The following is a 13,896-nucleotide window of genomic DNA, read 5'->3' on the forward strand; positions in this document are numbered from 1 at the left end:
AAAACAAATGAACATTCTCTTCCTAAACACCACTAAAGGAATACAAACGAATGCTCATTTCAACCATCACCATTGTTCATATTATAAAAAAATAGTACATAACAATATGAACAATACTATTTTGCTTTTCCACATATATAAACTTTTAGTTTCTAAAAGGTAATCTCAATAGCTTTTATGAGATTATATATAAGTTTATTTGTGTTTACGTTGATGTTATTGGCCTCACCTAGTTGAATGACTTTTCCGTTCAGTGTGTCAATCTCTGTAGGTATCTTCCTTTTAATGTCCTGGTGTGTTGATGAGTAGTGGTTATAGGTGTCCGGAACCAGCTTTGAGTAGAACAGGTCCTTGTATTCCTCCGGACTTTGCCATAGGGTCTCATATGGGGATGCATTGATGACCTCAAAAATCTCATCTATGATGCTGTTCATTATTTCCAGTGTGTAGGGGTTTTCGGTCAGCTGGCCGTAGGTGACGTCCAGTATTGCGCCCAAAGGATTTAATGTGCAGTTGTAAAGCATTTTTGCCCACAGGTATTTGTCGACTTCATCGGTAATTTCACAGTTTATTCCGGATTCTGTTATCAAGTCGGCTATTTCCTGCAAATCTTTAGGATCTTCTTTTTGAAGGGATCCAAGCAGAATGGGTTCGGTGTATACTGTAACTTCACTGACATGTCTTTTGGGTCTTGTAAAACCAGTGATTACTCGTGCACAGAAGACCTGCTTTTTTGTGAAATATTCAAGGTAAGGCTCGTCATTACCGAATCCGTTCTGGAAGATGATTATTTTGGTGCTGTCCTTAAGGATGTCCCGGTGGTCATTCAGATTCTTTGCAATGTCCTCATTTGCGGTTGTTTTTGAGGCTATGAAAATGTAGTCGAAACTGTTTTTTGGGATGTCTTCATATTTTTCATATACCGGAATGTCCTTAACCTCATAGTGTGTGAAGAGTCCTGTCCGTTTGATTCCATTTTCCTTTATTGCTTTTGCTGTTTCGCCACGCGCATAGATTGAGACATCTGCGCCCTGTGATGCAACTGAAGTTGCAAGTCCAATCCCGACACCGCCAGCACCTATAACTAAAATCTTCATGTATTTAATTTTGGATTTTTTGTTTTATATATTATTATTCATCTTTAATTTAGAAAAAATTCAAATTAAATTTAAATATATTTTAATTTAATTCAAATATATTTTAAAATTTATATACTATATTTTTCAATATATATTAATGTAAAGTTGAAATTATTTTTATCAAAATTGACTTTATGAATAATGTTATAGGTGTGTTGAATGAAAATGAATAAAAAGATTTTTATTTGCGCGCTTTTGGTACTGATAATGATGTGCGTTGTCAGTACTGCAAGTGCAACCGAACCACTTAACGACAACTTGACTGCAACGGATACTGGAGGAGTAATTGATGAAGACATCAATGAAGAATTGAGTATCTCAGATAGTGAAGATGAGTTAAGTGCTCAAGGAGACACCATTACTGTTGACTGTAATGGTGGTGGAGACTATACGACAATTTCCGCCGCTGTTGGCGCTGCCACTGGTGGGGAAACAATTTTTATTAAGAATGGGGAATATGTTGAAAGCAGTACTATAAAATTAACTAAATCTTTAAATCTTGTTGGTGAAAGTAAAGATGGTGTTTCAGTAAAATTAGCAGAATCTGGTTCAATTAGTTTATTAGAATCCAATACTCAAGATGTATCTTTATTATTTAAGAATATTATATTTAAAGATTCAACTACAACTGGAGGTTCTGGAATTATAAGGTTCTATGGTACTGTTCCAATGGATATTAACTTTACTGACTGTACATTTGATAATCTTTTAAACAAATATGGGTTACAATTTGCAACTACAGGAACAACTAATTTTGAAGGCTGTAAATTTATTAATATGAAATCTGGTACATCAAATGGGGCTGGAGCGATTTATACTAGTGCTGCAGGAACTATTAATATTAAAAATACAATTTTTGATGCACCACAATTCACTCTTTCTTCAGGACAAATGGGAGGAGTAATATTTATGAGTAATGCAGGTTCTAGGTTAAATGCAGAAAATATTACAATTCAAAACTATAATGGGCCTGCAAATAGTATTATTCGTAGTACAGGTATTGTAGATATTAAAAAATCTAAATTTATCAACAATACTATAACTTTAAGCTCTGCCGGATATGTTGGCGAATCTTTATTTTATATTGGAAGCTCTGGACGAATGAATATGGAGCAATGTATTATTGCAGATAATACACTTGCTAAAAATGTTGTTTATATGAGTAGCAGTGCATCCTCAACAATGAATTATAATAATATTTATAACAATACCTTTGATGCTTCTTATGAAGGAGGTTTTAAAACTAATTATGGTACCTTGGATGCAGATTATAACTACTGGGGAAGTAACGACCAGCCTGCCACACCTGCAGTAAACAACTGGGTAATAGAAGAAAATGGAGTATTCAAATTAAATGATGGTTCCGAATTGGCTAAAGAAATACCTACTTTGAATGATGGTGGGGACGAACCAATCATTACCAATGCAATCTACGTTTCACCAGACGGTAACGATGCAAATGATGGTTCTATTGACAGTCCTGTATTTAACATTACTAAAGCTATCGAGCTTGCAAAAGCAGGTTCAGGAAACATCATTATCAAGGAAGGTACCTATTCCCAAAGCGGTATAATCATTGATGATTCAATAACAATCATTGGTGAAGGAAATGTGGTAATTGATGGTACAGGTTTAGCAAAAGCTTCTGTTTTCTCAATAACCACAACAAACGATGTTACAATCAAAAACATCAAGTTCACTAATGTCAATGCCAGATATGGTGGAGCTTTAAACATTCAAGGTTCTTCACAAAGTAATCTATTGGATATTAATGTGATTGTTGAAAACTGCAGTTTTGATAACATGACTGCAACTCGTGGCGGAGGTATCTACGCTTACTGTACAAAAGGTAAATTGGTTATTACAAATTGTAATTTCACAAACATGGAAGTTACCTGGGGTGCAGTATGTGCTTATCAATCCTCATTTGAAGGTGGACTTACTGTAGAAATTTCCAAATCCATTTTTGCGAACAATAGTGGAAATAACGGAGCAGCATTATACTTGCAAGCTTCATATTTAACAATGAGCGATTGTGAAGTATACAACAATACCGCTTCTCAATCTCCGGGCGCAATCTATTTGACAAACGTCACTGCTACAATCGACAGCTGTAAGATATATGACAACTCTGCATTGAAAGACGCATCAGCAATTGCAGTCTATGCAGGAAAAATAAGCAGCAACCCTACTGTTTTAAAACCATCTCAATTAACAATTACCAATTGTATAATTGAAAACAATACTGCAACTCAGGAAGGCGCTGCAGCAATCTATTTGGAAAACTCAAAAATGGATATTTCATACTCATCCATTGTAAACGTATTGAACATTCATAATACCGTCACTGCCAACTATGACAATGACAAACCTGAAGAGGTAATAGCTAACAATAATTGGTGGGGCGTAAAAGACCCAAGAACAACAGTTCAAGGAGATAATATTACCATTGACAATTGGGTAATCATGAATCTTGAAGCTAATGTGTCTGAAGTTCTTGTCGGAGATAGTGTAGAATTAACCGTTGACTTTAATCATGTAAATACTACTTCCGGTGAAATCGAAGAATTGACTGGCGGAGCAATTCCAAAAACATTCACAGTCACATTCACTTCAGACAGCGGCAGTATTGAACCAGCAAGTGTTGATGTAAGTAAAGGAACATCTAAAAAAGTAATTTACACTGTTGCTGATGTGGATGCAGTCATTTCAGCACAAACTGGAGACTATATTGAATCAATCACTTTTGCCAAAGGAGTTGAACCATACTTTGGAATTATCTATGTTTCAAAAGACGGTGATGACAACAACAACGGTTCTGAAGCTTATCCTGTCGCATCCATCGCAAAAGCGGTTGAGCTTGCTTTAGTAAGCGGAGGATCAGGTCAGGTCATCATAAATGAAGGAACTTATGCTGGAACAGATTACCATGTAACAGGCAATTTAACCGTAACTGGTGTGGGCAACGTTATTTTAGATGGTGAAGGTCAAGGAAGATTGTTCTATATGGCTTATGGTGACAGTGTTGATAAGATCCATATTGCCAACTTAACCATTATCAATGTAAAACACAATTATGGTGCGGCAGTATACAGCATAGCTAAAGAATTGATTTTAGAAAATCTTACTATTAGCAGCGCTCCTGAAACAGGCAGCCTTATTTACAATACTGGCAAAATGACCATTAAAGATTCTGAAATTAAAAACCACAACGGTGGAAACGTTATAACAACATCCGGAAATTATGATTTGATCATTAACAATACTGTATTCAACAACAACACAGTCATTGCATCAAATTCAGATTATGGAATCGTTTACATTTCTTCCGGAAGAGGTAATTTATACATCGAAAACTCTAAGTTTTATAATTCCACTACAAGACAGGGTGTCATTGTATCAGCCAATTCTGATAAGAATATCTATGTAACTTCTTCAGAATTCATTAACAATCAAATGCAAGGTACTTCCGCTAGCGGTGGAGCAATAAGCGTAAATAACAAATTAGAAGTCACAGATTCCATATTCATCAACAACACTGCATGTGGTGATGGTGGAGCAATAAACATTGGAAGATGGGGTGACGCAACAATCACAAAATCCGTCTTTATCAATAACGCTGCAGGAAATGGAAAACGTGGAGATGCAATTTACAACGGTAAAAAGCTTAAAATCAACTACTGTGTATTAATATCAGACGGTGCAAACAAAGTAATTTACCACAATGGCGAAGACAATGATGCTGATGCTCAATTCAACTGGTGGGGAACCAATGATGACCCTCAAAACTTAGTGGGAGTTGGAACCTATGAAGATGATGATTGGGTTGATCAAAATTGCGTAATTGACACTTCCAACTGGGTGGTTATGACAGTTTCCAACAATTACACTGATCAAATTAATGTTGGAGATAAAGTTGAGTTCACAGTTGACTTCACTCATACCAACAGCGGCCAGGAATTGGCTCAAAGCATTCCTGAGATTGATGTAAGCGCTAGCGCACTTTATGGAGAAATGGATGCACAGCAAGCAACCACTGAAAACAATGTTGCAAAATTCGTCTACACTGCTGTTGAAGGCGGAGAAGATAACGTAACCATTGCTTCTTCAAATGCAGTAAATATCACTCCTATCAGCGTTAAAGTTCCTGTTGTTCTTGAAGTAATTTATGTGTCCATGACAGGTGATGACAATAACGACGGTTCTAGGGACGCTCCGGTAGCAACCCTTAAACACGCTATTGAAATTGTCGAAAGGGGCAAAATCGTTATCTTAAATGGCGATTATACAATAACTGAAACTTTAATAATCGACAAGGATTTGGATATCACTGGTATGGGAACTGTAACCATCAACGGTAATCAGTTAGGAATTATGGAAAACAGTGCAAACCTTAACCTGACAAACATTGTATTTACCAATGCTAAATCATCCACTGGCTCTGTCATTAAGGATAATGGTAATACAACAATTAATGGTTGTACATTCTATTCCTGTGTAACCACCGGTTCAAGTTCAGCCGGTCCTGTTAACAACCTTAAAGGTACAATGGTTATTAACAATTCCAAGTTCTATCAAAATAAGGGAGCAAGAGGTGTTGTTGCTTCACAAACTGGAACTAAATTGATCATTAACAATTCCGAATTCTATGACAACGATTGTACTTCAATAACTAACAGTTATGGTATTATTAACTTAAACTCAGCGGATGCAATTATTGAAAATACAGTATTTAGAAACAATAAAGTGAAAAATGGTGCTGGAATCTATGCTTCACGTTCCACTTCTGCAACAACAGGCAGTTTAGAAGTAACTAATTGTACTTTTAATGATAATGTTGCAAATGTTGGTTCAGGTGGAGCAATATTTACTTCCGGCCCTATGATTGTTGATATTAAAGATTCCAATTTCATCAACAATTTAGCTAATGCAAGTGCAAATAATGTTGGAGGAAGTGGAGGAGCAATCTACACTGGTACATCAGGAACTCCTAAAATCACTGTCGCCAATTCAATTTTCATAGATAACAGCGGTACCAATCCTAACTATGGAGATGCGGGAATAAATGTTGGAGCAGGAACCTTAGACATATCCAATTGTGTAATCCTAGCTAAAGACGGTGATGCAAACTTCGCATTAAACAATGGTGGAGCAACCGTAACAGCTAACGATAACTTCTGGGGAGACAACTCCAAAGCCAACACAAACGCTAACGTTGCAAGATGGATTATAATGAATGCGTCATACACTAAAGATGACCAAGGCGTACTCACAATTACAGCCACATTCGACAAGACCAATTCAACAAGCGGTGAAATTGCAGATTATGCCGGAAGCATTCCTGACGGATTTGATGTGACATTTACATCAACCACCGGCAACTTGAATGAAGTTGTTCCTGTCAAAAATGCTCAAGCTAGCGTACAATACACTCTTGATAAGAAAGACAGCGGAATCACAGTCAAAGTGGCAAATGCTGAGGTAACTTTCCCATTCGAAGTTGCACCTGAAGTGATCTATGTATCACCAACCGGTGATGACACAAACAACGGTGAAAGGGAAACTCCGGTAGCTACCCTTGCACATGCTGTTGAAATTGCCGAAAATGGTCAAATCGTCCTTTTAGAAGGAACATATAAAACCGGTTATTTAGGAACTCTTTCCAATGATTTGAACATTACAGGGGAAGGCAAAGTCATAATTGACGCTGACAACAATAATAGAATCCTTTACGTAGGTGAAGATGCTAAAGTTGTCCTTAAAAACTTGATTATGGTTAACGGATATGGAATTGAAGGAAGTGGAGCTTTACTTGGAAACTCCAACTACTTGACAATCATTAACTGTACATTAGCTAATTCCTCAGCAGGTGAAAACAACGGTGGAGCAATTTACAATGTCGGTCACTTGACCATTATCAATTCCACAATTGCTAACAACACTGCTAAAGAGGGTGGAGCAATCTTTGCCAATGACGCTCTTGCCAAAGGAGTAAGCATTGTAATTGAAAATTCATTGATTGAAAACAACACAGCAACAGGCAGTGACAATTTCGGTGGAGGAGCCATATTCACTCAACAAATAGCAGCACTCAGTGTTACAAACACATCATTCAGAAACAATAAGGCTGAATCTACATCCAGCGGTGGTGCAATATTCATTTCTCATTCAACCGCAACTTTAACTATAAAAGACTCTGAATTCATTGCAAACCATGCTAACGGACAGGAAAGCACTGGTGGTGGAGCTATTTACATGACCGGCACTTCAAACTATGAAAGACAAGGTACTTTAACAATTTCAAATACCTTATTTGAGGATAACACTGCCGGAACAAACGGTGGAGCAGTATATGCAAGATCCACTACAATAAACATAGCAAACTCCGTATTGCTTAATAATAAAGATGCAAACGGATTAGCCGTTTACGGATATAAAACAGAACAAGTCAGTCCTTCCATAACTCTTAATGATAACTGGTGGGGTTCAAATGATAATCCCGCTAATATGGTCGGTGGAAACAGCAATTACAAACCAACATTAAACAGATGGGCTATTTTAACCATTGCAAATGACACACCAATTGTACAAGGCAATACTGTTAAATTAACCGTAAGCATCAATTCATGGACCAACGGCGCTGAGAATGGCACATTAGCCAACCCAATCAAAGTTGAAAGGCCTGTAAGCATCAGGACAACCTCAGGAATTGTCGATGGGGTACTTGAAAACGGTGAATTCAGCTACGATTACCTCGTACCTGCCAATTTGAAAATCATTTCAGCAACCGTTGACAATCAGAGTGAAACACTATTCGTAATCACATCTGGAACTGTTTTAACTCTTGAAAACATTACCGCTTTCCAAGGAGAAACCGTTAACGTTAACATTATAGTTAAAACAACTGATGGTGCTGATGTAAACGGAGGTAGTGTTGAATTCTACATTGACGGTAGTCTAGTTGCAACAATTCCTGTAACTGCAGGAGTGGCATCTCAGGACATAATCATCGCTAATGGCATTGGAACATACGACATTAAAGCCAACTACAGTGATGCTACCGGTGAATTCAGTTATGCAGAGGATACAGCGACTTTAAATGTAAATGGCGTTAACAATGTTGTGACTCCTGAAACATTCTCATTGTTCTTTGATGAAAACGGTAACTTGAAATCAGATCTGCCGTTCGACGAACTGTACTTCGAGGGCACATTTGAAAACATGGGTGTAATTACCATAGGCAAACCTATTAAGCTTACTGGAAGAAACGCTCAATTTAAAGACACTGCTTTCAAACTCGATTCAGATAATGTCGTGTTAAATGGAGTATCTATCGAGTTAACTAAAAACTTTGATAAAACTGACGGTGCAGCCATCTATGTGGGCGGAAACAATGTGGTTGTTTCAAACAGCAACATCACATACAACGCTCCGGACAATGTACAAAGCTATGCTATTGAAGTGGATGTTGCTGAGAATGTGAAAATCATCAACAACAACATCAACTACACCGCCAAATCAGACGGCACAGTCAAGACAATTGCAATCAACGCACTTGATTCTGATAACCTGGTTGTTGAAAACAATGTATTGAACGCAAACGTTTCATCCGTTGACATTGACTATTCCGCATATCCAATTGTGGGCTATAACTCTCAAGGAGTGCACATTGAAAAAAGTAACAATGTGTCATTCGACAAAAACGAAATTACAGTCAGTTATAACAATGTAGTAGGATACGCAGACACAATCTATGCTGTTAACTTCGAAAACAGCAACAATTCAAGAGTCACCAACAACGGCATTGAATTGAACGGCCATCAGTACGCATACGGATTGGTTACCAATAATTGTGAAAACATTACAATTTCAGGCAATGGCATCAAATCCAATTCCGATGACCATTATGCTGCTGGTTTACAAGTGGGCGGCAAATCAACAGCTTCCGTAGACAACAACAACATTTCAGCCAAATCAAATGATGTTGTCTATCCTGTATACCTCGACGATTGGTATATGGGCGGTGAAGTAAATCTCACCAACAACAATATCAAAGGCGAATCAGATACAGTTTATGGAGTATACGTAGAAGAGGACAAAGTGCTGATTTCCGGAAACACTATTGAGGCTGTAGGAAATCATGTTTATGGTGTCGTAACCCATCGAACCGATGCGGTAATTGATGGAAATGATATTACCGCAAATGGAAGGGATGTCGGAGACATTGTAGCTCCTCAAAGTGGTGTCAATGAAAACACTACCGGAATCATTGTCAGTGAAGGCCAAGCCGAAATCACAAACAACAATGTTGTAACCACTGGAAAATCCACCATAGCTGCAATTAACACAAATGCAACAATCAAAAAGAATGGATTGACCGCAAATGGAACAACTGCTGAAGACAGTATTTCAAGCGTGAATTCCACTGTTGTCGCATCAGGAAACACTGCAGCTAAGGACAAGGATACTCCAATAACTCCAACAACTCCTGTTGTTAAGATCACTGGCAAAAACAATGCTAAGGTTGACTATGGATTCACATACAAAGTACGTGTAACTCAGGACGGAAAATCCGTAGGTGCTGGTAAAGTTGTAACTCTCAAGATAGCCGGAAAAACCTTGAAGGCAAAAACAGATAAGAACGGTTATGCTAAATTCACTTTAGCTGTTAAACCTAAAGCTTATACCGTAACCGTAACCTACAACAAGGTTTCACAAAAGTATAAGGTAACTGTCAAAAATGTTATCAAGGCTAAAAACTTGAAAGTCAAAAAATCAGCCAAAAGGCTTAAGATTAAAGTAACTTTAAAAACATCTGCTAAAAAACCTATTAAAGGTAAAAAAGTAGTTCTTAAAATTAAAGGCAAAAAATACAAAGCAAAAACCAACAAGAAAGGTGTTGCTACATTTAAAGTCAAAAAGAACTTACTTAAAAAACTCAAAGCAGGTAAAAAATATAAATATCAAGTTACCTATGGTAAGGATACTGTGAAAAAAACATTAAAAGTTAAAAAATAGGGATTTCAAATCTCTATTTTCTTTTTTTATTTTTTCGGAGGAATGAAATTGATTAGACATCATAGATTTTTGTTGATTGCGCTTCTGATTTTGATATTCATTATCCCTTCATGTCATGCGATGGATAACCAAACCGGTGACTTGATTGAAAGTGATGATGCTCAAACAGCAATTTCAACGGTTGATGAAGACACTTTGGCTGCAAATAATGACTATTATTTTAATTCATCACTGGAAGACGACAATGGTGATGGAACCTCTCAAAATCCCTACAAATATCTGACTGCAGAGAGGATTAAGGGAAACTGCAACATTCACCTGACTGACGGTGAATACGTTTTGGACGATTCAAAATCAATTGAAAGGGTAAATATCATCGGATCCACTCCGACAAAAACCATAATTAAATATGATGGAGTAGGATTCACTGTAAATTCATTCTTATCTTTAACAAACGTTACATTAACGGACATGTCAATAACAAATCACGGAAGCGTTAATGCAACAAATACAATTTTTAATTATGGATATGGCAGTAAGGCGGACAGTTATGGAAACAATTATGGTGGAGCAATCTACACTCCCAACGCCAATGCCAATTCCAAAGTGACCATATCAAACTGCACATTCAATGAGGGATATGCCTTTTATGGCGGAGCGATTTACATGGGCGCAGGTCACCTGAGCATATCTGATTCCCAATTCATCAACAACTGTGCATATAACTTTGGCGGAGCCATAGCATGTGAAAACACTTTAAACGTGACAGTTTCAAAATCAAAATTCATCAGGGATTATTCCATTGATGATGCTGGAGGTGCAATATATGTCAAGTCATCTCCAATCACAATCAGTTACTGCGATTTCATTAACTGTTCCGCAACATTTGGTGGGGCGATTACAGCTCTCAATGGTGATGTGAGGTTGAATCATGTCACTGTCCTCAACAGTTCCGCAAAATGGGATGGCGGTGCAATTTATCACATGTACGGCAAGTTCTCTTCAACAAACGGATATTACAATAACAATTCAGCCAGAAACGGTGGAGCTCTATATATCGACAATTCATCAGATCTGCTTTTGATATCAAACATCTTTGAAGCCAACAGGGCAAATGTTCAGGCAGGTGCAATATTTTCACTTCTGAATAATTTACGTGTATCCCTAACAGGAAACACTTATAAAAACAATAATGCGCAGATAAATAAGGATTACTTCGACACTTCAGACCTAAATGCAAATATCGGAAACGGAAACTATAGCAATTACTTGATCTCCAATGAGGAGATAACCGATATTCCAAGCCGTTACAGCCTGGTTGAGAACGGATTGACAACCATGGTGAAAGACCAGCAGTCAAGCGGTAACTGTTGGGCATTCACAGCAATGGCAGTTCTGGAGTCATGCCTTAAAAAAGCTACAGGAATCGAATTTGACCTTTCAGAGGAAAACATGAAAAACCTCATTGCACTCTATTCCGATTATGGGTGGAAGATGGACACCAATGAAGGAGGATACGATTCCATGCCGTTCGGATATTTTGCAAGCTGGCTGGGTCCTGTTAACGAATCCTCTGATGTGTTTGATGACAAATCTGTTCTGTCCCCTGTCTTAAACAGCATTTTGCACATCCAGAATATATTGCTCTTAAAAAGGGACAATTACACAGACAATGATGCAATAAAGACTGCAATATTGAAATATGGGGCTGTCGGAACATCCATTTACTTTGACAATTACTACCTGAACAACGGAAAGGACTATTTCACATGGGCATTATACCCATCAAACCATGCTGTGACAATCGTCGGATGGGATGATAACTATTCAAGGGACAACTTCTATTTCGGAAGCTATGCCGACGGTGATGGGGCATGGATTGTAAAGAACAGCTGGGGTCCTAATTGGGGAGACAATGGATACTTCTACGTGTCATATTATGATGAATCCTTTGCAAAGCCTGGTGTGGAGGGAATAGCCTACACCTTCGTTTTGAATGAAACCAGGAAATATGACAAGAACTATCAGTATGACATTGCAGGAAAAACCGATTATCTGCATGACGACAGGACTGCGGTGTGGTACAAGAACAAGTTCACCGCAGAGGGCAACGAAATCCTCTCAGGAGTCTCAACATACTTTGAGAAGTTAACCAACTGGACTGTGTCCGTTTATGTCAACAACGTTTTGAAGACAACTAAAAGCGGAAGTTCACAGGCAGGATATTACACATTCCATCTGGATGATATCGTTCCGTTGTATGCCGGTGATGTCTTTGAGATAGTGTTCAACACCACCAGCGATAGGTTATCCAGCGTACCGATTTCAGAAATCGCCTCACTCAACAAGGCCATTTACTATCCTGAAATATCTTATGTAAGTTACGATGGAGTAAACTGGCAGGACTTGTTCTATCTGTCAAAAACATATGCCCTGCATACCTACAAGTCCCAAGTGGCATGCATCAAGGCGTTTACAGTGCTGGCGGATTACAATACCACAACCGCAATAAGCGTTGCCAACGGCAGCATTGAGATAAGCGTTGCAGACCAGTTCAACAATCCCGTTAAGGCAGGTGAGGTCAGAGTTAATTTAAGCGGAAATGTCCAAACCTTCAATCTGAATAACGGTAAGGTTCAAGTTCCGATTAGTCTGGTAGATGGAATCTATGACATTGACGTAATATACACTGGAGAGAATTACAGTTCCTCCAGGGGCAGTTGCTCATTGGAAATCATGTTAAATGTGGATTTGGCCAAGGATAATGTTTATACCTACAATTCAAATTATAGGATTAGATTATCCAACCAGTTCGGCAATCCAATTTCTGGAAAGACAATGATTTTGAACCTAAACAATAAGCTGTATAATCTCACCAGCAATGCCAATGGAGTAATAACATTCAATTTAAGATTGGACATTGGAAAATATGATTTTGCTCTTATAAATCCATCTAACAACGATAATATCACCCAGGTCATTCAGATTTCCCCTCGCTTGAGTGAAAATCAGGATGTTGTAATGTACTATGGGTCAAATAAGGTCTTTAAAGTCAGGATCCATGATGACAACGGGAATATTCTCAAAGGTGAATCAATCAAAATCCTGATAGGTGGAAAGTCATACACTGCCAAAAGCGATAAAAACGGTTTTGCCAGTGTCAAATTGAATAAATTGGTTGCTAAAACCTACTCAGTAACTGTTGATTATAAGGGATTCAAGATTTCCAATAAGATTAAAATCAAGCCTACACTTACTGCCAAGAACAAGTCAATTAAAAAGGGCAAGGTTTTAAAATTCACTGCAAAACTTGTCAACTCCAATGGAAAGGCTTTGAAAGGCAAAAAGATTACCTTTAAAATCAAAAACAAAAAATACGCCGCAAAAACCAATAAGAAAGGAATTGCAACAATCAAAATCAAAAAGTTGAAGGTGGGCAAGTATACAATACTGACCAGCTTTAAAGGCATCAAAATAAAAAATAAAATTGCCGTTAAGAGATAGTGAAAGGGAGAGATTGATAACTATGTTAAAAATCTCTTCTAATTTTTTTTAAAATATAATTATAAATTATCTGTCATCTTTTTTACCATAAATCAATTTTTTTTACAGAATTTATATATTATATTAAATTATTAGGTGATATTCTGCACATTTCTTTAAGATTGCATATTCTTATTTAAATGTTTTAAGATTATAAAAACTTATAAAAAGCCTTTTATATTAGTATTACTAAAAT

3 protein-coding genes are annotated in these 13,896 nt (G+C 37.4%); 2 read left to right on the plus strand and 1 reads right to left on the minus strand.

Annotated features, from left to right (window positions below; all coding sequences use genetic code 11):
* Positions 1-152: 152 nt before the first annotated feature.
* Positions 153-1,097 carry a ketopantoate reductase family protein gene (locus ACJMML_RS09125; protein WP_405307014.1) on the minus strand — a complete coding sequence of 315 codons (945 nt, stop codon included), beginning with the start codon at positions 1,095-1,097 and terminating at the stop codon, positions 153-155.
* A 201-nt stretch (positions 1,098-1,298) separates the two neighbouring features.
* Here ACJMML_RS09125 and ACJMML_RS09130 point away from each other — a divergent pair, with 201 nt between their 5' ends.
* Positions 1,299-10,157, plus strand: a complete 8,859-nt coding sequence (locus ACJMML_RS09130; RefSeq protein ID WP_405307015.1) for a right-handed parallel beta-helix repeat-containing protein — start codon at positions 1,299-1,301, stop codon at positions 10,155-10,157.
* A 48-nt stretch (positions 10,158-10,205) separates the two neighbouring features.
* Positions 10,206-13,661, plus strand: coding sequence for a C1 family peptidase (locus tag ACJMML_RS09135; RefSeq protein ID WP_405307016.1), 3,456 nt, complete (start codon positions 10,206-10,208; stop codon positions 13,659-13,661).
* Positions 13,662-13,896: the final 235 nt, after the last annotated feature.

The sequence above is a fragment of the Methanobrevibacter sp. genome, from assembly GCF_045130115.1.
Taxonomy (GTDB): domain Archaea; phylum Methanobacteriota; class Methanobacteria; order Methanobacteriales; family Methanobacteriaceae; genus Methanocatella.

Bases quoted from the DNA above. Each gene is read 5' to 3' on its own strand.
- ACJMML_RS09130 (WP_405307015.1), top strand. From the start codon at position 1,299: ATGAAAATGAATAAAAAGATTTTTATTTGCGCGCTTTTGGTACTGATA.
- ACJMML_RS09125 (WP_405307014.1), bottom strand. From the start codon at position 1,097: ATGAAGATTTTAGTTATAGGTGCTGGCGGTGTCGGGATTGGACTTGCA.